General features: G+C 61.0%; 26 protein-coding genes. 10 read left to right on the plus strand and 16 right to left on the minus strand.

The features are described from left to right. The first annotated feature begins 117 nt into the window (after positions 1-117). Positions 118-1,065, plus strand: a complete 948-nt coding sequence (locus FZF13_RS24035; protein ID WP_024926205.1) for an AraC family transcriptional regulator — start codon at positions 118-120, stop codon at positions 1,063-1,065. 116 nt (positions 1,066-1,181) lie between these two features. Here FZF13_RS24035 and FZF13_RS29070 read toward each other — a convergent pair whose 3' ends face one another. The 5 genes from FZF13_RS29070 to FZF13_RS24055 form a co-directional block, all read right to left on the minus strand. Beyond that, positions 1,182-1,358, minus strand: coding sequence for a hypothetical protein (locus FZF13_RS29070; RefSeq protein ID WP_161773090.1), 177 nt, complete (start codon positions 1,356-1,358; stop codon positions 1,182-1,184). Between the two features lie 26 nt (positions 1,359-1,384). Beyond that, entirely contained in the window at positions 1,385-3,262 is a 1,878-nt protein-coding gene (locus FZF13_RS24040) for an ABC-F family ATP-binding cassette domain-containing protein (protein ID WP_024926204.1), read from the minus strand. A 102-nt stretch (positions 3,263-3,364) separates the two neighbouring features. Then, the gene (locus FZF13_RS24045; RefSeq protein ID WP_024926203.1) at positions 3,365-4,630 is read right to left on the minus strand and encodes an MFS transporter; all 1,266 of its coding nucleotides are present in this window, start codon (positions 4,628-4,630) and stop codon (positions 3,365-3,367) included. 201 nt (positions 4,631-4,831) lie between these two features. Beyond that, the gene (locus FZF13_RS24050; protein WP_307420571.1) at positions 4,832-5,425 is read right to left on the minus strand and encodes a hypothetical protein; all 594 of its coding nucleotides are present in this window, start codon (positions 5,423-5,425) and stop codon (positions 4,832-4,834) included. 354 nt (positions 5,426-5,779) lie between these two features. Continuing rightward, positions 5,780-6,289, minus strand: coding sequence for a DinB family protein (locus tag FZF13_RS24055; RefSeq protein WP_024926201.1), 510 nt, complete (start codon positions 6,287-6,289; stop codon positions 5,780-5,782). A gap of 73 nt (positions 6,290-6,362) precedes the next feature. Here FZF13_RS24055 and FZF13_RS24060 point away from each other — a divergent pair, with 73 nt between their 5' ends. Then, a complete protein-coding gene (locus FZF13_RS24060) occupies positions 6,363-7,055 on the plus strand; it encodes a glutathione S-transferase family protein (RefSeq protein WP_024926200.1) in 693 nt (230 codons plus the stop codon). Between the two features lie 83 nt (positions 7,056-7,138). Further along, a complete protein-coding gene (gene ndk / locus FZF13_RS24065) occupies positions 7,139-7,561 on the plus strand; it encodes a nucleoside-diphosphate kinase (RefSeq protein WP_024926199.1) in 423 nt (140 codons plus the stop codon). 140 nt (positions 7,562-7,701) lie between these two features. On the opposite strand, the gene FZF13_RS24070 is transcribed toward ndk, so the two are convergent. From FZF13_RS24070 to FZF13_RS24090, 5 genes are all read right to left on the minus strand, one after another. Then, entirely contained in the window at positions 7,702-8,169 is a 468-nt protein-coding gene (locus tag FZF13_RS24070) for a molybdenum cofactor biosynthesis protein MoaE (RefSeq protein WP_024926198.1), read from the minus strand. Positions 8,170-8,173: 4 nt separating this feature from the next. Then, complete coding sequence (gene moaD, locus FZF13_RS24075; protein ID WP_024926197.1) at positions 8,174-8,425, minus strand: molybdopterin converting factor subunit 1; 252 nt, start codon at positions 8,423-8,425, stop codon at positions 8,174-8,176. Between the two features lie 11 nt (positions 8,426-8,436). After that, on the minus strand, positions 8,437-9,024 hold the full coding sequence (gene pgsA, locus FZF13_RS24080; RefSeq protein ID WP_024926196.1) for a CDP-diacylglycerol--glycerol-3-phosphate 3-phosphatidyltransferase: 588 nt from the start codon (positions 9,022-9,024) through the stop codon (positions 8,437-8,439). A 103-nt stretch (positions 9,025-9,127) separates the two neighbouring features. Next, positions 9,128-11,176 carry an excinuclease ABC subunit UvrC gene (gene uvrC / locus FZF13_RS24085; RefSeq protein WP_024926195.1) on the minus strand — a complete coding sequence of 683 codons (2,049 nt, stop codon included), beginning with the start codon at positions 11,174-11,176 and terminating at the stop codon, positions 9,128-9,130. Next, positions 11,173-11,940 carry an SDR family oxidoreductase gene (locus FZF13_RS24090; RefSeq protein WP_024926194.1) on the minus strand — a complete coding sequence of 256 codons (768 nt, stop codon included), beginning with the start codon at positions 11,938-11,940 and terminating at the stop codon, positions 11,173-11,175. The genes uvrC and FZF13_RS24090 overlap by 4 nt, the downstream gene beginning before the upstream one ends. 396 nt (positions 11,941-12,336) lie before the next feature. On the opposite strand from FZF13_RS24090, the gene FZF13_RS24095 reads away from it, so the two are divergent. Then, the gene (locus FZF13_RS24095; protein ID WP_024926193.1) at positions 12,337-12,999 is read left to right on the plus strand and encodes an outer membrane protein; all 663 of its coding nucleotides are present in this window, start codon (positions 12,337-12,339) and stop codon (positions 12,997-12,999) included. A 126-nt stretch (positions 13,000-13,125) separates the two neighbouring features. Here FZF13_RS24095 and FZF13_RS24100 read toward each other — a convergent pair whose 3' ends face one another. The 6 genes from FZF13_RS24100 to FZF13_RS24125 form a co-directional block, all read right to left on the minus strand. Further along, positions 13,126-13,722: a glutathione S-transferase family protein gene (locus FZF13_RS24100; protein ID WP_024926192.1), complete on the minus strand. Its 597-nt coding sequence runs from the start codon at positions 13,720-13,722 to the stop codon at positions 13,126-13,128. A 134-nt stretch (positions 13,723-13,856) separates the two neighbouring features. After that, positions 13,857-14,294: a hypothetical protein gene (locus tag FZF13_RS24105; RefSeq protein WP_024926191.1), complete on the minus strand. Its 438-nt coding sequence runs from the start codon at positions 14,292-14,294 to the stop codon at positions 13,857-13,859. Between the two features lie 91 nt (positions 14,295-14,385). Next, entirely contained in the window at positions 14,386-15,240 is an 855-nt protein-coding gene (locus FZF13_RS24110; protein WP_024926190.1) for a 23S rRNA (adenine(2030)-N(6))-methyltransferase RlmJ, read from the minus strand. 17 nt (positions 15,241-15,257) lie between these two features. Beyond that, on the minus strand, positions 15,258-15,875 hold the full coding sequence (locus FZF13_RS24115; protein WP_024926189.1) for a hypothetical protein: 618 nt from the start codon (positions 15,873-15,875) through the stop codon (positions 15,258-15,260). Between the two features lie 67 nt (positions 15,876-15,942). Beyond that, positions 15,943-16,392, minus strand: coding sequence for a DNA polymerase III subunit chi (locus tag FZF13_RS24120; RefSeq protein WP_024926188.1), 450 nt, complete (start codon positions 16,390-16,392; stop codon positions 15,943-15,945). Between the two features lie 4 nt (positions 16,393-16,396). Continuing rightward, positions 16,397-17,890, minus strand: a complete 1,494-nt coding sequence (locus FZF13_RS24125) for a leucyl aminopeptidase (RefSeq protein ID WP_024926187.1) — start codon at positions 17,888-17,890, stop codon at positions 16,397-16,399. Positions 17,891-18,273: 383 nt separating this feature from the next. Between FZF13_RS24125 and lptF the strand changes: the two genes are divergently transcribed. The 6 genes from lptF (at position 18,274) to rsmA (ending at position 25,864) form a co-directional block, all read left to right on the plus strand. Beyond that, positions 18,274-19,473 carry an LPS export ABC transporter permease LptF gene (gene lptF / locus FZF13_RS24130; protein ID WP_024926186.1) on the plus strand — a complete coding sequence of 400 codons (1,200 nt, stop codon included), beginning with the start codon at positions 18,274-18,276 and terminating at the stop codon, positions 19,471-19,473. Further along, on the plus strand, positions 19,470-20,555 hold the full coding sequence (gene lptG, locus FZF13_RS24135) for an LPS export ABC transporter permease LptG (protein WP_024926185.1): 1,086 nt from the start codon (positions 19,470-19,472) through the stop codon (positions 20,553-20,555). The genes lptF and lptG overlap by 4 nt, the downstream gene beginning before the upstream one ends. A 32-nt stretch (positions 20,556-20,587) precedes the next feature. Continuing rightward, entirely contained in the window at positions 20,588-22,975 is a 2,388-nt protein-coding gene (locus tag FZF13_RS24140; RefSeq protein ID WP_036254018.1) for an LPS-assembly protein LptD, read from the plus strand. A 100-nt stretch (positions 22,976-23,075) separates the two neighbouring features. Then, entirely contained in the window at positions 23,076-24,008 is a 933-nt protein-coding gene (locus FZF13_RS24145) for a peptidylprolyl isomerase (protein ID WP_024926183.1), read from the plus strand. 6 nt (positions 24,009-24,014) lie between these two features. Further along, positions 24,015-25,043: a 4-hydroxythreonine-4-phosphate dehydrogenase PdxA gene (gene pdxA, locus FZF13_RS24150; protein ID WP_024926182.1), complete on the plus strand. Its 1,029-nt coding sequence runs from the start codon at positions 24,015-24,017 to the stop codon at positions 25,041-25,043. Beyond that, on the plus strand, positions 25,040-25,864 hold the full coding sequence (gene rsmA, locus FZF13_RS24155; RefSeq protein ID WP_024926181.1) for a 16S rRNA (adenine(1518)-N(6)/adenine(1519)-N(6))-dimethyltransferase RsmA: 825 nt from the start codon (positions 25,040-25,042) through the stop codon (positions 25,862-25,864). The genes pdxA and rsmA overlap by 4 nt, the downstream gene beginning before the upstream one ends. Positions 25,865-25,868 lie beyond the last annotated feature (4 nt).

The raw sequence follows: 25,868 nt of genomic DNA on the forward strand, positions 1-25,868 counted from the left end.
TTGCCCCGAAGATGATTAGCGTGTTAAGTTCCTTGATGGCTGCGCCGCGCTCGCATTTGCGCTAGGCTGCAGCACCATCCCGCGCCAAGACGGGAGGCTGCTTCTAGGAGGAACGACATGCAAGCTGCCGCCCATCATCTGAGCGTTGCCGACGGCGAGGCCTTCCTGTCCACGTCGCGCATGTTGTTCGGCCCGATCACGCAGCGGTTCGCGCGCGGGTCGGCCGAATCCATCCCCAAGCTGGTCTCGGTCAATCTGGGGCCCTGCCGGTTGTCGGAAATCAGGGCCAAGTCGCATCTGGTGGTCAATGACCGCGCCTATTGGCGCAGCTTCGACCCCGATGCCATCAAGATCCTCGTGCAGCTCAACGGTCGCAGCCGATTCGAACAGCAATCGATCGCCGTCGACCTCAATCCGCGATCCACGATCATCTACGACCCGGTGCGCGCCTACACGCTGCAGAACCTCAGCGGCGTCAACCAGCTCATCCTGCAGGTGCCGCGTTCGACCTTCACCGACGACACGCTGGCCCGGCTTGCCGCGCCGCTGCCGCTGCCGGGCGAAGACGACAGCCTGACCCACATCGTCTCCGGCCTCATGCAGATGGCGATCGGCGAGGCACGCCGTCTCGACGAGATCGGCTGCCGGCGTGTCGGCGAAAGCCTTATCCAGCTCGTCAACGGCCTGATCCGCGGCAAGCCGCAGCCGGTCGAAGCGCGTCGCGCCCCGCTGGAAGCGCTGCGCGAGCGCATCGTCGCCTATATCGACGCCAATCTGGCCCGCTCCAACCTGTCGACCGACGAGATCGCCCGCCATATGGGCTGCTCGCGCCGCTACCTGCATCGCGCCTTCGAGGGCGAAGGCATGACGCTGGAGCGTTTCGTCTGGGACCGGCGACTGGAGCGCAGCCGCGAGGCCCTGCTGGCCTCGGCCGACGTCTCGATTTCCGAAATCGCCTTTGCCTGCGGCTTCAATTCGAGCGCGCACTTCTCACGAGCCTTCAAGGCCAAATACGAAGTCGCACCGCGCGAGCTTCGCGACACAGTGCTCGGCAAGCTGCATTGAGATCGGGCGCGGCCGTCCGTCCGTTACGCGGAGGGACGGTCGTTCATCGAACCAGATTCATGATCCTGATTCTCGTTTCGACGCCGCTGCGACTCGACGGAGGTCGGGTGACACGGTCATTTCGTAATTTGCGCGGCCAATAAGCCTTCGAGCGAAGGAAACACGGGCATTTTCGGACAGATTTCGCCCATGTGAACAAAAAGCATCGCCGTTCCTTTCAAAATCCGCGCAAGCGCTTGAAAAGAAAAAGCGAAGTTTTTTGACTCCGGCTGCCGTTCGGCGCGGATATCCACTTTTCGACCGCGAGCGGCTGATCCGCCTATTCCGCGACGCCTTCCTCATATTCGGCTGACATCGTCAGCCAGCGCTCCTCATGGCCGTTGAGCTGGCCGGAAAGCTCGGAACGCTCCTTGGCCAGCCTCGTCGCCTTGATCGGGTCCTTTTCGTAGAGCGCCGGATTGGCGAGCTCGTCCTCGATCAGATCGATTCGCTTGCGCAGACGGTCCATAAGTCCTTCTGTCGCCCGGATTTCCTTGGCCAGAGGCTCCAGCGCTGCACGTCTTGCGGCGGCCTCGCGGCGGCGGTCGGCCTTCGAGGCCTTGTCGGCTTCGCGCTTCTCGCGACGGTCGCCCGACACGCCGGTCACCAAGGTCTTGTAGTCGTCGAGGTCGCCATCATACGGGTTGACCACGCCGTCCTTGACTAGCCACAGCCGGTCGGCCGTCGCTTCGAGCAGGTGGCGGTCGTGGGAAACCAGGATCACGGCGCCCGGAAAATCGTTGAGCGCATGGATCAACGATTCGCGGGAATCGATGTCGAGATGGTTGGTCGGCTCGTCGAGGATGAACAGGTTCGGTCCATCAAAAGCCGCCAACCCCATGAGAAGGCGCGCTTTTTCGCCACCGGACAAATCCTTGGCGGGGGTGTTCATCTTCTCGGTCGCCAGACCGAATTGCGCGACACGCGCCCTAACCTTCGATTCGGGCGCCTCCGGCATCAGCCGGCGCACATGCTCATAGGCATTCTCGTCGGGGCGCAGATCGTCGAGCTGATGCTGGGCGAAGATCGCCACCTTCAACCCCGGCGCAATCGTCATCGTGCCGGTCTCGGCCTTCAGCCTGCCGGCGAGCAACTTGGCGAAGGTCGACTTGCCGTTGCCGTTGGCGCCGAGCAGCGCGATGCGATCGTCGGCGTCGATGCGCAGCGTCATCTTCTTCAGGATCGGCTGGCCCGGCGCGTAGCCGACGTTGACACCGGAGAGCGCAACGATCGGCGAGGCCACCGTCTTGACCGGCTCCGGGAAGGAGAACGGCTTGACGCTATCGTTGACCAGCGCGGCGATCGGCTTCATGCGCTCCAGCGCCTTGATGCGCGACTGCGCCTGCCTCGCCTTCGAGGCCTTGGCGCGGAAGCGATCGACGAAGGATTGCAGATGCTTGCGCTGCGCTTCCTGTTTTACCCGGCCCTTTTCCTGCAGCTCCTGCTGCTCGGACAATTGCCGCTCGAACTGGTCGTACCCGCCGCGCCAGAAGCTCAGCTTCTGCTGGTCTAGATGCACGATCGAATTGACCGCGCGGTTCAGAAGATCGCGATCGTGGCTGATCAGAAGCACCGTATGCGGGTACTTCGAAACATAGTTCTCCAGCCAGAGCGTGCCTTCCAGGTCGAGATAGTTGGTCGGCTCGTCGAGGAGCAGAAGGTCGGGCTGCGAGAACAGCACCGCGGCCAGCGCCACACGCATGCGCCAGCCGCCCGAAAAGGACGAAGCCGGACGCTGCTGCGCCACTTCGTCGAAGCCAAGGCCGGCCAGAATGGTGGCGGCGCGGGATTCGGCGGTATGCGCATCAATGTCAGCTAGCCGGATATGGATTTCGGCGATGCGATGCGGATCGGTCGCGGTCTTTTCCTCTTCGAGGAGAGCCGCACGCTCCTTGTCGGCGGCAAGCACGATCTCGAGCAGCGAATCCTCGGTGCCGGGCGCTTCCTGCGCGACCTGGCCGATGCGCGTGTTCTTCGGCACGCTGACTGACCCGGTCTCGGAGCTGAGATCGCCGGTGATGGCCTTGAACAGCGTGGTCTTGCCGGTGCCGTTGCGTCCGACGAGCCCGGCCTTCGTGCCCGCCGGCAACGTCAGCGAGGCATGGTCGAGAAGCAGGCGGCCGGCGATGCGGAGCGAGAGATCATTGATGATAAGCATAGCGGCGCGTATTTGGCCCGGACAGACCACAATGGCAAGGGCGTCCAGTCGACACCGTTAAATCCGAGGCAGTGCCAGTTGGCCTGGCGGGCAACGACCGGCTCAAGTTCCGACCAAGCGGCCGGCCCGCAACAGGTCACCGAGGACGGCGTCAGGGTTCTTGGCAGTAACGCCCGCACCCAATGGGCGCGGCGGGGGCAGCGAGTGGCCGATGGCGAAAAGCAATGCGCTGCCGGCCGAAAACAGCGCGAACAACAGGAACATACCGGTTCCGCCATAGGCGCCGAGCGCCATTCCAGCCAGCAGCGGTCCAAAGAAATTGCCGATCGAAGAAAACGAGTGCGCGCCGAAATAGGTGCCGCGATTGGCGGCCGTGGAAATGCCGTCGACCAGCATATACTCGGCCGGCACGACCAGAACTTCGCCGATCGTAAAGACAATCATTGAAACGACGAGCATCTCGACGCTGGAAGACATTGCAAAGCCCAGATTTCCGATGAGGAACATCAGGCAACCGAGCACGAGTGCGCGCAGCGCTCCGATGCGCTCGATGACGAGGCGCGCCGGCGTGCTGGTGACGAGCACGGCAGCGGCGTTCGTGCTGACCAGCAACGCGAAAATCTCAACGCCCCTGGCGAAATCCTTGGTGATGTATTGCGACAGCGGCACCGACCACTGCCCGTAGACAGCGACCAGCAAGGTGCCGCCACCGGCGAAAAACATGAGCCGCTGGTCGCGAAACGCGCCAATCAGGCGTCGTAGGCCGCCAACGCGCTGCTCAGCGGCGGTTTCCGTGTTCGCTGCGATTTCCGGCACGAACAGAAAGATGACCGCCCCAAAACCCAGATGGACGACACCTGCGACGACGAAAAGCACATCGGACGTCGCGCCGAACGCCAGCCCGATCATCGGGCCGATCGCCCAACCGGCATTGATGGCGAGATATCGCCACGAGAAGACCTTGAGGCGCAATTTTTCGGGCGCCGCGTCACTCATCATCGCTCGCGACACCGGCTCGTAGACCGCACCGGCGATCGAGGCGGCAATGTGCGAGAGCGCGAACGCCGCAACGGACTGGGCGAGGCCAAGCCCGATCATGCCGAGACCGGCAAAGGAGATGGCGATGGCGAGCACCATACGGCGCCCCAGCCGATCCGAAACCGTGCCGGCGAGCGGACTGACCATCGCGCCAAGCAACGGTCCGATCCCGATCAGCGCACCGATGCCGGCGGGTCCCAATCCGAAATCACGCTGCAACCTGATCGCCAGAAACGAAAGGCTCATGCCCTTGGCGATGGCGACGATGCCTGAGCCGGCGATGAGCAAAAGGGCAACCAGGCGGCCTGTCTGTTCGGAATAGCTGTTCATGAATGCCCAATGCCCCGAAAAAATCGCCCGAAAAATAACTCGACTGCGCATCGCTTCGCATTGGTCGCAGATATCCGCAAGGGAGAACATGAAGGGAACATTTAGGCCAGACAACTTGTCGTCCCGCCCAACTCGAATGCTGTGACCGGCAACGAAACGGCCCGCCGAAGCGGGCCGTCCGTTACAGGAAAATGCGATGGTTCAGCGATTGACCTTACCCAGAAGCAGGCACAAGGCATGCAGGTCGCTGTCATAGCTTCCGCTTCTCAACACCTCGGCGCAGCGGATCTTGAGCTTGGCCAATTGCGTGCCGGACAATTGGGCAATAGCCCGCGGCACGGCCGGATTGTTGGGATTGACGGTGCTCGGATTGCTCGGATTGCTGACAATCGGTCCGCTCGGCGCGACCGGGCTCAGCGGGTTGCGCGGAGAACTCGGTCCAGACGGGTTCGAAGGAGTACTCGTGCCGCCGCCGACCCCTACGCCAACTCCGACGCCCAGGCCGCCAGTTCCGCCGACAGAAGCCCCCAGACCGGCAGTGACACCGTTCGTGCCGCCAACCGAAGCGCCGAGACCGGCGTTCACGCCACTCGTACCGCCAACGGAGGCACCAAGACCGGCAGTGACACCATTCGTGCCGCCGACCGAGGCGCCAGCGCCGGCATTCACGCCATTGGAACCACCGATGGAAGCCGTCGCGCCCGCATTGACACCGCTGGTTCCACCGACCGAGGCACCGGCGCCGGCGTTCACACCGTTTGAACCGCCAACCGAAGCGCCAAGTCCGGCGTTCACACCGCCCGACCCACCGATAGAGGCGCCAACACCGGCGTTAATACCGCCAGATCCTCCGACGGATACGCCAAGACTTGCGGCATTCGCCGGAAATGCCAGACAAACAACTACGGCACCACTCGCCAATGTTCCGGCGAGACTCTTTACGAAACTAGCCATAACATCCTCCTTATGGTTTCGCGCTTCGTCGACAGCATGGCCTTCATGGCCGGCACGAAATCAAAACGATAGGAGAATATCAGAACCTACAATACACGCTGACGTTTCAATATTTATAGCTTTCGACGCGTTTGCCACTTCGGGTCAATTGCCGTCGAATTTTATTATATATGAAAATTAGAACATGCGTAAAGATTACGCGTAGGCGCGCCCTTCTTCTGCGCGCTGGAAATACATGAGATCCAAAGACAAGGAAGGGCGTCCGAGAACTGTCAGGATCATGTGAGCCTGCCCACGGTGGTGCGTCTGGTGGTTGAAAACGTGATCGAGTGCCGGCGCCAGCCTCTGCGAGATTGTCCGCATATCCGCCGTCAGATAGGAAAAGCGGCCGGCGATATCCGCATCGCCCAGTCGTTCAACCCAGTCGACAATACGCTTGTCTTCGGTTTCGCGGGCCACCCACAGAGCCGGCAGGGCTTTTTGAATGATGGCATCGAGTGCCGACGGCGCGTCGCCTTCACCGGTGAAACGCTTCATCCAGATGCGGTCCGTGACAAGCAGGTGATTCAACGTGCCCATCATCGAACCGAAGAAAGCGCCGGTGTTGCGGTTGAATTCTTCGTCGGTCAGGTCGGCGGCGGCGTTGTAGAGGCGGTTGTTGGCCCATTGATTATAGGCGGCGAACATCATGAAATGCCTTTTCATCCCTACCCTCGGTTCCCGCCAACGGAATGCCTGAATGCGGGAACTGCTCTAGAACGTCCGAAAGGCCAAGGCCATGACCATTTTGCTCTACGATCTCGTCGGCCGGGACGAAAAGCTCCCCTACAGCCCGCATTGCTGGAAGGCGAAAATGGCGCTCGCCCACAAGGGACTGGCGTTCGAAACGCTTCCGACCCGCTTCCTCGATATCGCCCAGGTCGAAAATGGACTGTCCAAGACCGTTCCGGTTATCCGCGACGGTGACCGGGCTGTGGCGGATTCCTTCGCAATCGCTCTCCACCTCGAAGGGGCCTATCCGGACAGGCCGACGCTTTTCGGCGGCGAAGGCGGCAAGGCGATGGCTCGCTTCGTCGAGCGCTGGACACAGATCACCATGCACCCGTTCATCACCACCGCCATCGTGTTCGACATCTTCCAGATGCAGGATGAGCGCAATGTGCCCTATTTCCGCAGCAGCCGCGAAGCACGACTGGGCAAGCGGCTCGAAGATGTTTCCGCTGCGCGCGACGCAGGCCTCGGCGCGTTCAGGGCCTCCCTGGAACCCCTGCGCAGCACGCTTTCCTACCAGCCCTATCTTGGTGGGCACTCGCCTTTGTTTGCCGACTATATCGTCTTTGGCGCGCTGCAATGGGCGCGCGTGAGTTCGCCCTATTCGCTGCTCGACCACGACGATCCGATCGACGAATGGTTCCGCCGTTGCCTCGGTCTGTTCGGCGGGTTGGGTGCCGGCGTTCCCGCGGCGGCCTGACTGCCTCTCTTCCCCTTGGCAATGCGTCGGACGGCCTGTATAGAGCCCGCCACACCTCAATCCCCATCACCAAAGGACGACCCATGGCGATCGAACGCACCTTCTCGATGATCAAGCCGGATGCCACCAAGCGTAACCTCACGGGCGCCATCACCAAGATGCTCGAGGACGCCGGCCTGCGCGTCGTCGCATCGCGCCGCGTCTGGATGAGCCTGCGCGAAGCCCAGGGCTTCTACGCCGTCCACAAGGACCGCCCCTTCTTTGGCGAACTGACCGAATTCATGTCGTCGGGCCCGACGATCGTGCAGGTTCTGGAAGGCGACAACGCCATCGCCAAGAACCGCGAAGTGATGGGCGCCACCAACCCGGCCAACGCCGCCGAAGGCACCATCCGCAAGGTACACGCACTGTCGATCGGCGAGAACTCGGTGCACGGCTCGGACGCGCCGGAAACTGCTGCCGAAGAGATCGCCTACTGGTTCTCGGGCACCGAAATCGTCGGCTGATACCGATAGGCCTCGGACACGAGGCTTGCCTCTCGACGAAAAAGCCGGGCACCCTGCCCGGCTTTTTCATTTTTCCATTGCCCAGCCCTGATCGCCGCCCTTGGTCGATTGATCCAGGCAACCGAGCGCCCAGCAGTCAGTCAACGCCAGCGCGCAGCCGCCGCCTCGTCACTGTCCTTGGCTTCGACCCAGCCGCCGTCGGAGCCGTCAGCGCGATGTTCCTTCTTCCAGAAGGGCGCGCGCGATTTCAAATAGTCCATCAGGAAATTGGCGGCCTCGAAGGCAGCCAGCCGATGCGCCGACGCCGTCACCACCAGGACGATGTTCTCACCCGGCCGGATCCTGCCGTGGCGATGAATGACGGTGAGCCCCTGCAGTGGCCACCGGCCGATGGCCTCGACCGCGATGCGGCCGATCTCGGCTTCCGCCATGCCAGGATAGTGCTCGAGTTCCAGGGCAACCAGCGCGCCAGCCTCATCGCGGCAGAGGCCCGAAAAAGTGACGACCGCGCCAATGTCAGCACGCCCCGCGGTCAGTTCCCCGATCTCGGCGGCGATATCGAAGTCCTGCGCCTGGATTTTGATTTTCGGTTGGACGGGATCGGCCACGGCCTCACCCCCCGGTCATCGGCGGGAACAGCGCGATCTCTCGTGCCCCCGCGATTCTCTCGCTGTGCTCGACATGTTCCTGATTGATGGCGACGCGGATGGAGCGCGGATGCCGCAAGGCGTTTTCATATTCCTCGCCGCGCGATTTCAGCCAGGTCAGCAGTTCGGCCACCGTCGTCACGTCGCCCGGCAGATCGACGTCTTCCTCGGACTTGCCGATGCGCTCGCGCACCCAGGCGAAATAGATGAGCTTCATCGCCCTTCCCGCTATTCGTCGACGATATGCTTCAAGCCGGCGCGGAAATAATCGTAGCCAGTATAGAGCGTCACCACGGCCGCGATCCAGAGCAGCACCAGCCCGGTCTGGGTGGTGAAGGGGAAAATCTTGTCGCCGGCAGGCCCGGCCAAAAGGAAGGCGATCGCCACCATCTGGATCGCCGTCTTCCACTTGGCGAGCTGCGTGACCGGCACGGAAACCTTCAGCGCGGCCAGATATTCGCGCAGGCCCGAGACGAGAATCTCGCGGCACAGGATGATGATCGCTGCCCAAAGCGACCAGCCGGCGATGCCCTCATCGTCGGCGGCGAGCAGAAGCAGACAGGTCGAGACCAGAAGTTTGTCGGCAATCGGGTCCAGCATCTTGCCGATGTTGGAAGTCTGTTGCCAGGCGCGCGCCAGATAGCCGTCGAAATAATCGGTGATGGAGGCGGCAAGGAAGATCGCCAGAGCCAGCCAACGGGCGAAATCGCTCGATTTCAGATGGCCTTCGAGGAAAAAGCACACCACGACCATCGGCACCGCGACGATGCGGGCATAAGTGAGCATATTCGGGAGGTTGAATGCGCGTCTTGCCATGCGGCCCAGGTTTTCCTTTTTGCCTGCGTACTCAAATCAGAAGCCGATATCAGGGGTCAACCGCCGAAAATCGTATGGCCAGCGCAAAAGCGCGCTGGGCCAGTCAATTCTCGTGAAAATGATTGTAAACAAGTCGTGCGACCTGTTCCGAGATACCGTCGACGGTCATCAGGTCCTCGATTGCGGCGCGGCTGACCGCCTTGGCAGTACCGAAATGCAGCAGCAGCGCGCGCTTGCGGCCAGGGCCGATGCCGGCGATCTCGTCGAGCGGGCTCTTCACCATCTCCTTCTTGCGGCGGGCGCGATGCGAGCCGATGGCGAAACGGTGCGCCTCGTCGCGCAGGCGCTGGATGAAATAGAGCACGGGATCGCGCACCGGCAGCGTGAAGGATGGCTTGCCCTCGGCAAAAAACCGTTCGCGGCCGGCCTCGCGGTCCTGGCCCTTGGCAACGCCGATGGCCACGACACGATCCTGTATGCCGAGATCGGCGAGAATCTTGCGCACGGCCGACATCTGGCCTTGGCCACCGTCGATCAGGATTACATCCGGCCAGGCCGGGAAACTGGCGGAGACGATGTCGTCCGGCTCGGCATCCCCTTCGCCCGCCGGCTCGTCGCCATGTTCCTTGATCAGGCGCGAGAAGCGGCGCTCCATCACCTCGCGCATCATGCCGAAATCGTCGCCGGGGGTGATCTCGGTCGAGCGGATGTTGAACTTGCGATACTGGTTTTTGACAAAACCTTCCGGACCGGCGACGACCATGGCGCCGACGGCGTTGGTGCCCATGATGTGCGAGTTGTCGTAGACCTCGATGCGCACGGGTGGCTTCTCGAGCCCGAACGTCTCGGCGAAACCGGCCAGTAGCCTTGCCTGCGTCGAGGTTTCGGCGAGGCGACGGCCCAGCGCCTCGCGCGCATTCTGCAAGGCGTGGTCGGTCAGATCCTTCTTCTCGCCGCGTTGCGGCACTGAGATCGACACCTTGCGGCCGGCGCGGGTGGAAAGTGCCTCGGCGAGCAATTCCTGCTCGTCCACAGCATGCGAAAGCAGCACCGTGCGCGGCGTCGGCTTGTCGTCATAGAACTGGGCGAGGAAAGAGCCCAGCACTTCGGCGGCTTCCATGGCAGGATCGGCCTTTGGGAAATAGGCGCGGTTGCCCCAGTTCTGGCCGGTGCGGAAGAAGAAAACCTGGATGCAGACCTGACCGCCCTCCTGATGGATGGCGAAGACGTCGGCTTCTTCCACCGATTGCGGATTGATGCCTTGATGGCTCTGCACATGGGCCAGCGCCGCCAGCCTATCGCGGTAGATCGCGGCATGCTCGAAATCGAGATTTTCGGCGGCCACCTGCATGGCGGCGGAAATCTCGGTCTTCACCTTCTGGCTGCGACCGGACAGGAAACCCTTCGCCTCATCGACCAGCTCGGCATAACCGGTTTGCGATATCTCGCCGGTGCACGGCCCGGCGCAGCGCTTGATCTGATAGAGCAGGCAGGGCCGCGTGCGGTTCTCGTAGAAAGAATCGGTGCAGCTCCTGAGCAAAAAAGCTCGCTGCAGCGAATTGATGGTGCGCCCCACCGCCTGCGCCGAGGCGAACGGGCCGAAATAGTCGCCCTTGCGCGAGCGCGCGCCGCGATGCTTGTAGATGCCGGGCGATGCATGGTCGCCGGTGAGCAAGATATACGGAAACGATTTGTCGTCGCGCAAAAGGACGTTAAAGCGCGGCCGCAATCTCTTGATAAGATTGGCTTCCAACAACAGCGCTTCGATTTCGGTGCGGGTGACGACGAATTCCATCGTCGCCGTCTCGCGCACCATCCGGCCGATGCGGTTGGTGTGAAAGCGGCCTTGCGCATATTGGGTGACGCGCTTCTTCAGGCTGCGCGCCTTGCCGACATAGAGCACGTCGCCGGCGGTGTTCATCATCCGGTAGACGCCCGGCGCGTTTGGCAGGCGCTTTACGAGCGTCTGGATGACCTCGGCACCCACCATGCCTTCGGTGTCGCCGGCATGCTGCGTCCAGTCGACTGTCGTGAATGCAAGCTCGGGACCGGACGGCGTTACCTCCAGTTCGCCGCTGTCTTCATCGTCCAGATCGACGTCGGGCAGGTCCTCGCCCGCCGCATGTCCGTTTTTTTGTTTGCCGGAACTCATTCCACCACGCCTGCCACATCAGGTGTCTGCCAGGCCAGATGCTGGCCGCCATCCAATGCGATCATCTGCCCGGTCACCGAGCGCACACCCCACAGATATCGTATCGTCGCGCCAAATTCGCCAAGCGTCGGGCCACGCTTCAACAACACCCCATCGAGCTGCGTCTGGAAATCACGGTCGTTCTGACGCGCGCCCTTCAGCGTCGGCCCCGGCCCAATCGCGTTGACGCGGATGCGCGGCGCGAGGGCCTGCGCCAATGTCTGGGTGGCCGCCCACAATGCTGACTTCGATAGCGCGTAGGAAAAATAGCGCGGCGTTGGCCGCCAGACACGCTGGTCGATCACGTTGACGACCAACCCTTCGCGACCCGCCGGCAAAGCACTGGCGAATCGCTGCGCAAGAAGCGCGGGCGCCTTTACGTGGACGGCAAAATGCCTGTCCCAACCTGCCCAGTCGAAATTCTCGATCGTGTCTTCTTCGAATAGAGATGCATTGTTGACCAGAAGGTCGACCGGTCCGAGCTTTTCGGCTGCCGCATCGATCAGACCGCCCACCGCATCCATATCGGTCAAGTCGGCTGAAACGACAGCGGCGCGACCGCCACTGGCAACGATATCGGCAGCGAGGGTTTCCGCGTCCGCGCGCGAGCGGTTGCAATGAATGGCGACAGCGAATCCGTTCGCAGCCAGGTCTTCGACGATCGCCCTGCCGATCCGCTTCGCTCCGCCGGTGACGAGAGCCGTTCCAATGGCCGCGGTTGTCATCGGGCCTCCTTGCTGTAAGCGGCTTGCGCCCGATACAGCCGGCAAAAAAGGTAAAATGCCGTTCGTTCATGTGGCAGCATTGTGTCAAGTCGCTCCCGTTGGGGGTCTCGACTCGGACCCGGGCAGTTCATGGAACGGCCAATATAGGGACCGCAACCCCTTGCACCAAGCCGGACAGCGGTGCTTGGGCACAACGCTCCTGACAACTTTGTTGCACTAGTGCAACGTCACGGTTCAGCCTCATTGGCGCCGGGGAATGACCCAGTTTCAGGTTCGCTTCCGCCGCATTTGCCGACCAAATTCCGGAACCGTTGAACGCCTGATCCGTTTATCCCCCCGGCGGATCACGTATCACGACGAACAAGCCAGCGTCTGTGGCTTTATGGAGTAAGAACTATGCATATCAACCACAAATTCGCGCGGCCGGCCGTTGCAGCACTCGGGTTGCTGGCTCTCGTCGGCACCGTTCCCGCCTTCGCCGCGGACGTCGTTTCGGAAGAGCCGCCGGCTCCGGCACCTGTCGCCGAACTGCCCGTCGCTTCCTGGGCCGGCGCCTATGCCGGTGTGAATCTCGGCTACGGCTTCTCGGGCCGCACCCGCCTTGAGGACCAGGACACCCGCATCAACAAGAACGGCTTCGTTGGCGGCGCTTTCGCCGGCTACAACTGGCAGCAGGACAACTTCGTGTACGGCGTCGAGGGCGACCTCGGCTACAACGGCACCAAGGGCTCCAGCAATGACTTCAAGGCGAAGTCGGGTCTCGAAGGCTCGCTGCGCGCCCGTCTCGGCTATTCGGTCAGCCCGAACATCCTGCTCTACGGTACGGCAGGTGGCGCGGCTGAGAAGCTGAAGGTCACCGACCAGCTCGCCGGTGTCAGCGACAGCAAGGCGATGCTCGGCTGGACTGCCGGCGTCGGCACTGACATCAAGCTGACCGACAACGTCTTCGGTCGCGTCGAGTATCGCTACACCGACTACGGCTCCAAGACCTTCGACAACATCGGCAAGGTCAAGGACAGCGACAACCGCATCCAGTTCGGTGTCGGTATGAAGTTCTGATCGGCTTCCGATCGAAACTGCAAAAAGCCGGGCGTTTCGCCCGGCTTTTTTGTATCTGGTGTCCAAAGGCGAATTGAGCGGAGCAAATGCCCTCAGTCAGGCAGAGCGATGCCGCTCTGTCTCGGATCAGGACGGCACGCAGCCCTTCAGTTCGGGAAACTTCTCGTCGAAGCGCGACGCCCAGCGCACCAACCTCCCACGCCCCTTCTCCCATTTGCCGGCGAAACGCAGCGCGAGATAACCCAGCGTTGCGCGAAGGGCCATCTGGCCGACGGTGATCTTCGTCGGCAGCTTGGGTGGATTTGCATTGAGCAGATCCAGCGCCCGCGTGATCTTTGCCCACTGCTTGTCGAGCCAAGGTTGCGAAATCTGGTCTTCGGGCCGGAAACGGCGCTCATAGACCATCGACAGGGCCGAATCGCAAATGCCGTCAGCAAGCGCTTCCAAGGCTTCCGCCTCCGTGCGCTTTTCGGCATTGCGCGGGAACAGCGCGTTTTTCGACAACCTGTTGAGATATTGGGTGATGACGCGGCTGTCATGGACGGCCTTGCCATCATCCAGCACCAGAACCGGGATCTTGCCGAGCGGGTTGGCGACAAGAAGGTCGGCGGGCTGCTCGTCGGTTTTGGTCGGTTTCAGGTCGATGGCGATGCCGGCATAGAGCGCGGCCATGCGCACCTTGGCGCTGTAGGGCGAGGCTGAGGCATAGAGCAGACTGGGCATGATTTCCTCGTCGCGGCACACATGCTGTTTCAGCCTGGCGCCTACTGGCATGGAAGATGAACAGGCCTCGTGGATAAACAAGACCAGTTCAGGTGACAATCAAGATTGCAACCCAGCGCAAGAAGCCGGACGGCCTAACGAAGGACGCGGCAGGCGCCGTTATAGACCATCCAGCGGTCGAAGCCCGAAACGCAGAATTCGACATTGTCGCCAATGCCCGCGAAGCCCTGCCCTTCTTCGATCAGATACCAGATGGTCCGTTCGCGCCCGTCGGAAAGCGCGACCTTGGCGTTGCAATAGCGACGGCCGATCGGCCACTCTTCTTCCGCCGGCAGATAGCGCCGCTCATTGATGCGGCGGAAATCGGTGATCTGGACATTGGGCAGATGCGGAACGTGGCGCACCTGATAAGCGAAGCGGCTGGTGATCTTATTGAGCACCCACGCCTCGCCGCAAACGCCTGGATCGCCGGAGTAATGCGAAAGATCCGCCGCTTGCGCCACGGGCGCCCCGACGGAGACAGAACTCAGACCAATCAGGCTTGCGAGAAGAAGTTTGATGGAGCGAGTCATGGGACGCCTCTCTTCATGATCGGCGGCACTGTGCGAATTTGCCGCGAGGCGGTCAAGCTGGGAGTGAACCGACTTCGATCAAATCGGCGATCTAGCCGTCGTCGCGCGCTAACCAGTCGAGCCGCCAGCCGGCCGCTCGCGGCTCCGCCATGGCCGCTGTTAGGACCGGCAGCAGCAAACGCAACTCCGCTTCCAGCGTGAATGGCGGGTTCACCACCACAAGCCCGGTGCCGTCCAGCCTCTCGCCGTTGGAATCCGGCCGGGCCTCGAAAACGACGTCGAGCACCCTGGCCATGCCGGACTCTGCCAGACGCTGGCGGAAATCCGCGATCGAGCGCCGATCCTTGATCGGATACCAGAGCGCGTAGACGCCACCCGGCCAGCGCCCGTAGGCCTTGATTACCCCGTCCGAGAGACGATCGAACTCACCCTCCTGCTCGAAAGGCGGGTCAATCAGCACCAGGCCCCGTTTTTCCTTGGGCGGCAGATGCGCGCCGAGTGCCAGCCAACCGTCCAGTTCGATAATGCGCGTTTGAAAATCGCCTTCGAAACGGCTCTTCAGGCGAACCGCGTCTTGCGGGTGCAATTCGATGGCCGTCAGGCGATCCTGCTTGCGCAAAAGGTGCCGCGCGATCAATGGCGAACCGGGATAGAACTGCAGGCCTGCCTGGGGATTGCAGGCACGCACCGCGTCGAGATACGGCGCGAGCGACGCCGCCACCTCCGCACCGGCATCGATGCCGGCCAGCCGTCCAATGCCGTCCCGCCACTCGCCGGTCTTCTGCGCTTCCGTCGACGAGAGATCGTAGAGCCCGATGCCTGCATGCGTATCCATGACACGGAAGGCTTTGTCCTTGCGTTTCAGATATTCGATCAGGCGCGTCAGCACGACATGCTTGACGACGTCAGCGAAATTTCCGGCATGATAGACGTGGCGATAGTTCATGGCTTCAGTTCATGACCTCAAGCGGAGCTTCCCGCCCTGCCCCAGCGCGGCTTGGGTGGCATGTCCGGGTCGTTGGGTCGTCGCGGACCGCCCAGGCGGATCGCCAGCATCAAGCCAACGATACCAACTCCGATCATGCCGAATCCGATCTGGCTGCCTCTCTCATCCGGAACCGCAGCGCCGGCGCGCAGATTGAGACTGACCGATTTGATCTGGATATTGTCGGCGTCGCCTGGTCCGATGGTGAACACGTAGACACCGGGCTTCTCGACATCGAATGGTCCGACCTCTTCGCGAAAGATCTTGTCCGTGAGTTGCGGGCTCTGCTCACGTGGCGTCGGGTTGCCGCTGAAATGCAACGTCTTGGCGAGCACCGTGCGACCTCCGACAGCAGCTGTAAGGGTCAACACAGTGCGGTCAAAAGCATTGATGCGATCGGCATTGGTTGTCAGGTCGACCAACATCCGCACCGGTCCGTTGTCGGCTTTCAGGGGCACCGAAACCGGCTTGAAGCGGCCATTTTCATAGACACTCCAGGTACCGATCGCGTCCCCGGAAAAATTCCGGACCGCCCACGGATAAATAAGGCCGAGAGCAATACCGACAGCGATGATCAACAGAAAGAACGCGCGCATGGAGTGTCCTTAGAGCGTTTGGTGAGCTGCTGGAAGCGCCTAGGCAGGCACTCACCCACTCAACGGGTCACGCCTTTCGCTCCCAGCGCCGGTCGGCGGTCTGCTGCCAGTAAGTCACGGTATGCTCAGCCGCCTTCATGTCTTTCCAATGCATGCGAGCGGCTTCCACCTGCCCTGCATCGTGCCCGTCAAACAGGAAGACCGCTCGGTCATAACCCGACAGATCAGGCGGCAAGGCACCATCGACCAGGAAACGGATTTGCGCGCCGTTTGGATTTGCCCCTCCGGTAGTTAGCAAGATCGGCTGCTCCGCGGGATGGGCTTCATGGTCCGTCGCATGCGCAAGGAAGGCGTCGTCGCGGAAAGTCCACAGGTGCTGATCCAACGCGTCGCGACGCTCTTCGCTGCCTGTTTGCACGACGACGCGCCAGCCGCGGTCGACACTTCGCTCCAGCAGGCCTGGCAGCGCCTCCTCCAGCGTCGATTCCGTCAGGTGATAAAAGAGAACCTCGGCCAAGAACTCAGCCTTCGTAGTTATCGCGCACGAACCGGTCGAGAAGCCTGACGCCGAACCCCGATCCCCAGGACTGATTGATCTCGCTGGAGGGTGCCCCCATGGCCGTACCGGCAATGTCCAGATGAGCCCAAGGGGTCTCCTTGATGAAACGCTGGAGAAACTGCGCGGCCGTAATGGCGCCGCCATAGCGTCCGCCGATGTTCTTCATATCGGCATTTTTTGAGTCCAGCAGCTTGTCGTATTCGGAACCGAGCGGCATGCGCCAGAGCTTTTCCTGCGTGACCGTGCCCGCCTGCAGCAACCGGTTGGCAAGTTCATCATCATTGGCGAAGAGCCCGGCATGATGCTGGCCAAGCGCCACCATGATCGCTCCGGTGAGTGTCGCGAGGTCGACGATCAGCTTGGGATGAAAGCGATCATTGCAATACCAGAGCGCGTCGGCCAGAACGAGACGGCCTTCCGCGTCGGTGTTGAGCACTTCGATGGTCTGGCCCGACATCGAGGTGACGATATCGCCCGGCCGCTGGGCATGGCCATCCACGCTGTTTTCCACCAGGCCGAGAATGCCGACCACATTGGCCTTGGCTTTGCGGGCGGCCAGTGCATGCATAAGGCCGGTCACGGCAGCGGCACCGCCCATGTCGCCCTTCATCTCCTCCATTCCGGAGGCCGGCTTCATCGAGTTGCCACCCGTATCGAAGGTCACGCCCTTGCCGACAAATGCCACCGGCTTGTCCTTGGCTTTGCCGCCATTCCATTGCAGCACAGCCAGGCGTGCGCCACGTGGCGACCCCTGCGCGACGCCGAGCAAGGATCCCATACCGAGCTTTTTCATCTCCTTCTCGGCCAGGATTTCGACCTTGACGCCGAGCGCTTCCAGCTCCTTGGCCCGGTCAGCGAATTCCACCGGCCCCAGAATATTGGCCGGCTCGTTGACCAGGTCGCGCGCCAGGCACACGCCGTCCACGACGGCTTCGATTTCCGCAAACGCCTTCTTGGCGGCACTCGGATGCGAGAGCTGGATGGTGATCTTCACCGGAGCCTTGCTATCGTCCTTGGCGTCGTCCCCCTTCTTCGTCTTGTATTTGTCAAAGGAGTAGCCGCGCAGAAGAATGCCGGCAGCCAGGCCGGCCGCTTCGGCTGCGCCAACTTCCACGCCGGGCAGATCGAGTATGATCGCCACTTCTTCCGCCTTGCGCAGCGAGGCCGCTATCTGCCCGCCAAGCTTCATCCAGGCATATTCGTCCAGCGCCGATATCTTGCCGACGCCGATCACTGCCAATCGACCGATTTCTGCACCTTCAGGTGCCAGCACCTCGGCGACAGAGCCAAATTTACCGGAGAAGTCGGCAATTGGCAGCGCCCGCGCAAGCGTGTTGGCAGGATCGTGTGCTTTGCCGGTTTCCGAAATTCCGGCGTCCTCCGCCGACAGGACGAAGACCGCACCTTTTTTCACGGCAGCAAATTTGGAAAAGGCGATGGAGTATCTGGCGGCCATGAGATCCTGCGTGATTTTCTGTTCGAAGCGAGTTGCGACATTTCGCGCTTTTGGGACGTTTGGCAAGACTGGCCAGCGCAAGGTTGGCGTAATGAAGAGAGCCCATAGGTCAACAGCTGTTGGCTGCGGGGACCATCAATGCCGACGAGACGATTTGACCGCACCGGACACTTGACGTTCGACTGTGCATTGCACAAATGTCTGGCTGAGCTTGTCGTTAACCATGCCTCTTCGCCTTTTCTTATCCATTGCCGACCAGACTCGGCTCACGGGATACGATGACTTGAAACGGAACCAAATCAGGCCGGTTGTGTGGGTGTCACCGGAAAGATAACTTCAAACCAGCGACACACGTCGAGATCAATCGAGAAGAACTGCCCTGAATGAAGGTCGCCGAGCTCTACATATTCCGGCGTGCGCTCTCGCTCTTTCTCGCGGCGTTGGCGTGGACGCTGGCAATTGTCTGGACGACCCAGGTCCTCACGCGCATCAATCTGGTCACGGATAACGGACAGTCGGCTGCTACCTTTTTTCAGGTCGCCGCTCTCATTTTGCCCACGATCATACCGATCGTGGTCCCCTTTGCCCTCATCGTGGCGGTCGCGCAGACGCTGAGCGTGATGAATTCCGATTCGGAACTGGTGGTCATCAGCGCCGCCGGCTCGTCGCGTATGACCGTCATCAAGCCGATCCTGATCCTGGCGCTGGCGGCAGGCGTATTTTCCTTCATCGTCGATAATGGCGTCGAGCCCTATGCCCGTCAAAAGAACCGGGAACTCATCGCCAGCGCCCGCGCTGATTTCCTGTCGCTGATCATTCAGGAAGGCACCTTCCGGAAAATCGAAGATGGGCTGTTCGTGCAGATCGGCGAACGTTTTGCCGATGGCGGGCTGGGCAGCATCTTCGTCGCGGACTCCCGCCAGCCCGGGACTGATCTGGTGTATTACGCCAAGACCGGGGCGGTAATCGACAAGGGCAAGGAAAAGGTGCTGCTGATGAACGATGGCGTCGTCCATCGTAAGGCACCAGCCGGCGACGTTTCGGTCATTCGTTTCACATCCTACGCCTTCGACCTGTCGGCCTTCGCGACTGCGGCACAAACCACGCTTTATCCAAAAGACCAGACGACTCAGTACCTGCTCAATCCGAACCCGAACGACAAGATCTACCAGCAATCGCCGGACACGTACCGGGCCGAACTGGCGCTGCGGTTCTCGGAATGGGCTTATACGCTGGCCTTCGCGATGATCGCCCTTGCCGTCGCCGGCGATGCCCGATCGCATCGCGAGGCGCGCATCCATCCACTGATCACTGCCGTTTGCATTGCATTGTTCGTGCGTTGGCTGGGTTTCTTCGCCGCCGGCAAAGCGAGCACCAATCCATTTTACAACTATGTTGTGCTGGCCGTGCCTTTTGCCGCGTCGGTCGTGGCCGGCTGGGTGATCTATTCCAATCATCGCATGGAGCTACCGGTAAGCTGGGCTGACTGGCTGACGAACATGTTTTCCCGAATGGGTGACTTCGGTCCGCGCCTGCGACTTTGGTGGGCCAATCGGGTCGCTTCCCGACAAGGGAGAGCGTGATGGGTTGGACGCTCGGTCGTTATTTCTTCTTCCGTTACCTCGGGATCACCATCTGGATTTTCCTCGGGCTATTCGCGCTCGTTTTCCTGATCGATTTTACCGAATTGACCGGCCGAATTGCCGGCCTGCCCGGTTTTTCATATCAACTCGGCTTCGCGATCTCGGCGCTGCGCGTGCCGATGATCATGCTGCAGACCGTACCGTTCGTCGGTCTGTTCTCGGCGATGGCCACGCTCGTGTCGCTCAACCGCAAATATGAATTGGTGATCGCGCGTTCCGCCGGCATTTCCGCCTGGCAGTTCCTGCTCCCCTGCTGCATCGGCGCACTGATGTTCGGAGCCGTCGCGGTAGGCGTGCTCAACCCGCTGGCTGCTTATGGATTTTCTCAATCCGAGCAGATCGAAAGCGATCTTCGATCGGGTTCATCCAACGATGTCTCGGCAAGCGCAGCCCCGTGGATCCGGCAGAAAACATCGGCAGGCGACACAATCATCGGTGCTCGCGCCATCCTGAACCAGGGATTGGAGATGGCGGACGCGTCGTTCTTCCTGCTCGATCCCCAGGGCAACATCATCGAACGCAAGGACGCCAAAAAGGTATTCCTCCGCGACGGCTATTGGGATCTGCAAGACGTAACCATCCTGAAAGACGGCAACGCCAGCAAGCGGGATTCCGACCGGCTGCCGACCGACCTCAGGCCGGAATTCGTTCAAGAGCGGTTGGCTCGGCCGGAGACAATCCCATTTTACGATCTGCCGCAGAAGATTGAAGTTGCTCGATCTTTCGGTCTGAAGGCAAATGCGTTCGCCATGCAATTCGATTCGTTGGTCGCGATGCCCTTCCTTCTGATTGCGATGACGCTTATTGCGGCAACCGTCTCGATGAGATTTGCACGAATGGGACAATCGGCAACGATGATTCTGGGTGGCGTCGTTGCGGGGTTTCTGCTTTATGTCGTATCTGTTTTGGTCAAAGCGTTTGGAGTGGCGGGATTCGTCCCGACCATCGTAGCTGCATGGTTTCCGGTGGTCGTGGCGATGTTCTTTGGGGTAACGTTCCTGCTTTACAGGGAAGACGGCTAGTGGTGAGGGCGGTTTTGCACGGCCGTAATTCAATGCGCGCTGCGTTGCTGTGCGGCGTGAGCGTCTTGGCATGCCTTGTTGCAGGCAGCGTTTTTGTCACCCCGGCGGCGGCCCAAAAGGTGGAGACACCCACTGTTCCGGCTGGTTCCCAGATGCTCCTGGAATCAGACACGCTGGTCTACGACAACGACAAGCAGACGGTGACCGCGGTCGGCGGCGTCCAGATCGAATATGGCGGCAACAAACTTGTCGCTCAGCGCGTCGACTACGATCGCAAAACGAAACGCCTTGTTGCCTCAGGTAACGCTCAGTTGGTGCAGAGCGATGGCACCAAGATCAATTCCGAGCACATCGATCTTACCGACGATTTCGCCGACGGATTCGTTAACGCCCTGCGTGTCGAGACCCCGGACAAAACCTATTTCGGCGCTGAAAGCGCCGAACGTATCGGTGGCGTCCTGACCACATTCCACAATGGTGTCTATACGGCCTGCGAGCCATGTGAGGACAAGCCGGACAAGGCGCCGATTTGGCGTGTGAAGGCGCGCAAGATCATCTGGAACGGCCAGAAGAAGACGGTGCGGTTCGAGAACTCCAATTTCGAGTTCTTCGGCTTCCCCCTCGCCTTCCTGCCGGCTTTCGAAATCGCCGACCCGACCGTAAAGCGCAAGACCGGCTTCCTGATGCCAGGCATCTCTATCAACAGCAAACTTGGCACGGGAATCAGTATTCCGTACTACTTGGCGCTGTCACCGACCTACGACGTCACTGCGCGCGGCACGTACTATACGAATCAGGGCTTTCTGGGCGAGGCTGAGTGGCGCCAGCGTTTCGACAACGGCCAGTACAGCTTGCGCATTGCCGGCATCAACCAGAAACAACCCGGAAAATTCGATGCGAACACCGTCGACTCCGGACCAGATGGCGACCCGAACAAACTCCGCGGCATGATGGGCACCAAAGGCCAGTTTGCGATCAATTCGCGTTGGAATTTCGGTTGGAACATTCTGGTACAGACGGATAAAAACTTTTCGAGCACCTATCATATTCAGGGCTACAATGACTCCGTACATCGGTCGGAAGTCTATTTGACCGGCCTGAACGACAGGAACTATTTCGACTTGCGCGCGATGCACTTCCAAGTGCAAGAAAAGACGTTGCCGCAGACCTCTGGCGCACGCTATCAGACCGGTGCGCGCGACGAATTCCAGCCGTGGGTACTGCCGTCGCTGGACTATGCCTACATCCCCGACGCACCGCTGGCTGGCGGCCAATTGTCGGTCAATCTGAATGCACGCGTTATCAGGCGCGACCGTCTCGATCAGGCCTTCGTCACGCCCTACGATACGCTGTCGGCTGTTCAGCGCGTTCGTGGCATCGAGGGTGAATCCGGGCGTCTGACAGCAGAAGCCGAATGGAAGCGTAGTTTCGTCACCGACGGCGGTTTGGTGCTCACCCCGCTGCTCGCTTTCCAAGCGGACGCAAACTACTTGAATGCCTCCTCGGGTTCGATCAACGCCATCAATCAGATGGCAGTTGCACAGGGTGTGGCTACCGACATGCGCTCGTCCTTCGCAAGGACCATGGCGACGGCTGGTCTTGAAATGCGCTGGCCGGTTTTGTTTTCCAGCCTGACCGGTGGCTCGCATGTTGTCGAGCCGATGGCTCAGCTGTTCCTGCGCCCCAACGAGCCTTATGTCGGTGGCCTGCGCGTTCCCAATGAGGACGCACAGAGCATGGTGTTCGACGCCACGACCCTGTTCGAGCGCGACAAATTCTCAGGTTATGATCGGATCGAGGGTGGTACCCGCGCCAATGTGGGTGTGCGTTATTCCGGCAGCTACGCTAATGGCTGGACGACGAACGCGCTGTTTGGCCAATCTTATCAGCTGTCGGGCACGAATTCCTTCGCTCAGCCGGATCTCGTCAATGTCGGCGCCTATTCCGGCCTGCAGACCGACACATCCGATTTCGTCGGCCTGGCTGGCTTCACTAGCCCCGGTGGTTTGTCGGCGTCAGTCAGCGGGCGCTTCGACGCCAGCACTTTCGAAGTCCGTCGGACAGAACTGCGGACGGCCTATAGCGGCTCGTCGCCGATTTCGGTCTCGGCGCAATACGCCTTCATCCAGGCTCAGCCGGACTATGGCTTCCCGGTCGATCGCCATGAGGTGACATTCGGTGCTTCGACACGCCTCAACCAGAATTGGCGCATCTTCGGATCGAGCACATACGACATCAAGGCCGAAGTGCTGACCAGCGATGGTCTTGGTTTTGCCTATGACGACGAGTGCTTCACCTACCTGATGACCGTTTCGGAAAGCCGTGACCGCGTGACCAAGGAAGTGACTCGCAATTTCGGCTTCAACATCTCGTTCCGCACGATCGGCGATTTCGGCTCGACCACCAGCAGTTTCCAATAGCCAGCCCTTGCAGGACACGGTTTCGCCGCATAGGACAGGCATGCAAACGACAAATCTGGCTAAGATTTGAGCCGGAATCGGATTGGATTTGGAACGGACGATGAGGAAACAGCTCTTTTCCGCGAGCTTGGCGCTCCTAGTGGCAACGGCCGGCATATCGCTGACATTGTCGACGCAATCGGTCTTCGCCAGTGAAATCAAATATGTCGTCAACAACCTTGCCATCACCAGTGGCGACATTCAGCATCGCGCCGCTTTCCTGCGCCTGCAGAAGCGCAAGGGTGACGCCTCCCAGGAGATGATCGACCAGACCCTGCGTCTTGCCGAAGCCAGGCGGTTGGGCATCCGCATCTCGGACAAGCAGGTGGAGGACGCTTATGCGCGCTTTGCCTCGACCAACAAGATGCAACTTGCCCAGCTCGACGGGATCATGGACAAGTCCGGCGTCACCAAGCAGCATTTCAAGGAATTCATTCGCGCGCAGATGGCTTGGAATCAGGCGCTCACCATGCGCAACCGCTCCGAGCAAGGCGGGCTGAGCGAGCAGGATGCCGTGCGCAAGATGCTGCAGAAAGGCGGCAGCAAGCCCTCCGCCACCGAGTATCTGTTGCAGCAGATCATCTTCGTCGTACCCCCTGCAGAACGCGGTTCGTCGATGGCCAAACGCAAGCGCGAAGCGGAAGCGATGCGCGCCCGGTTCAATGGTTGCAACACCACGCGCGAATTCGCCAAGGGACTGATCGACGTCACAGTACGTGATCTCGGTCGCGTGTTGGCGCCGCAGCTGCCCGCGGATTGGGCCGACCAGGTCAAGGCAACCAAGGCCGGTGGCGCGACCAGCGTGCGCGAAACCGATCGCGGCATCGAATTCATTGGCGTGTGTTCGGCGCGCGAAGTCTCGGACGACAAAGTCGCCCAGATGGTGCTGCAGACCGAAGGCTTTGGCGGCGGCAAGAAGGACGACGCAGCCGACGCACTGAGCAAAAAATACGTTTCCGAGCTGAAGGCCAAGGCCGTCATCGTACAGCGCTGATCGGCCGTGGGCGCAACCGAACTACCGCTCGCGTTGAGTATCGGCGACCCCTCAGGTGTTGGTCCCGAGATTGCCCTTGCTGCCTGGCAAAACCGCCATCGTCATTCCATTCGGCCGTTTTATCTGCTTGGTGATCCTGCACTGGTCGCTGCACGTGCGCGTAGCGTTGGCATCGGGGTCAAGGTCGAGGAAGTTGCGCAGGAGGAAGCGTCGCGTGCCTTCGAGCACAGCCTGCCTGTCGTGCCGCTGGCGGCCCGTTTTGTCGACACACCGGGCCAGCCTGATCCTGCCAATGCGCAAGGTGTGATCGAGGCGATCGATCGGGCAGTCAGCGACACTTTCGATGGCAAGGCAGCGGCCGTGGTCACCTGCCCGATCGCCAAGAAGCCGCTCTACGACGCCGGTTTCGGCTTCCCCGGCCATACTGAATACCTGGCGCACCTCGCCACCAGGCGCACCGGCGAGACGGTGACGCCAGTCATGTTGCTGGCTGGACCTGAGTTGCGCACAGTCCCGATCACCATTCATATAGCGCTGGCAACTGTGCCGGAGGTGCTCACCACCGATCTGATCACGACAACCGCGCGGGTCGTGGCGCAGGATCTCAGGGCGCGTTTCGGCATCAAGAACCCGCGCCTAGCTGTCGCGGGCCTCAACCCGCACGCTGGCGAGGATGGCTCCATGGGCAAGGAGGATCTGGAGATCGTCCGCCCGGCTGTTGAGATTTTACGGGCCGAAGGTATCGATGCGCGCGGTCCGCTGCCGGCCGACACGCTTTTTCACGCGCGGGCTCGTTCCGGCTACGACGTCGCACTGTGCATGTATCATGACCAGGCGCTGATCCCGGCCAAGACGCTGGCCTTCGATGAAGCCGTCAATGTTACGCTAGGCCTGCCGTTCATTCGTACCTCGCCCGACCATGGCACGGCTTTCGACATCGCGGGAAAGGGTATCGCACGCCCCGATAGCCTGATCGCTGCACTGACATTGGCTGGAAAACTTGCCGATAATGTCCGAGCGCCGGTGACGATATGAGCATTGACGGTCTGCCACCACTGCGCGAGGTCATTGAGCGCCACGGACTTCAGGCAAAGAAGGCGCTGGGTCAAAACTTCCTGCTCGACCTCAATCTGACCAGCAAGGTGGCACGGACCGCTGGCGATCTGTCGCAAGCAACGGTTATCGAAGTGGGTCCCGGCCCTGGTGGATTGACGCGCGCATTGTTGCTCAATGGTGCCCGCCGCGTCGTCGCCATCGAGCGGGACGAGCGTTGCCTCGACGCATTGGCGGAAGTGTCGAACCACTATCCGGGTCGATTGGAAGTGATTGCAGGCGATGCGCTGAAGACCGATTTCGAAACGTTGGTCCCAGACGGTCCCGTCAAGATCGTCGCCAACCTGCCCTATAATATCGGTACGGAATTGCTCGTTCGCTGGCTAACCGTCGACACTTGGCCGCCTTATTACGAATCGCTGACGCTGATGTTCCAGCGCGAAGTGGCGGAACGGATCGTGGCCAAGGCCAATGGCGATGCCTATGGCAGGCTTGGGGTTCTCACCGGCTGGCGCACCGAAGCCAGGATCGCCTTCGACGTCCCGCCGCAGGCTTTCACGCCGCCGCCGAAAGTAACGTCGTCGGTGGTGCATTTGACGCCGCGACCGGCGCCTTCGCCCGTCAATGTGAAATTGCTCGGTCGTGTCACCGAGGCGGCCTTCGGCCAACGCCGAAAAATGCTGCGACAAAGCCTGAAAAGCCTTGGCGGTGAAGCACTGCTGGATCGTGTCGGTATCGACCCGACCCGCCGTGCCGAAACGCTCAGTGTCGAAGAATTTGTGCGCCTGGCGAATTCGCTTTAGCGAT

Origin of the sequence: Mesorhizobium terrae (assembly GCF_008727715.1) — a bacterium.
GTDB lineage: Bacteria > Pseudomonadota > Alphaproteobacteria > Rhizobiales > Rhizobiaceae > Mesorhizobium > Mesorhizobium terrae.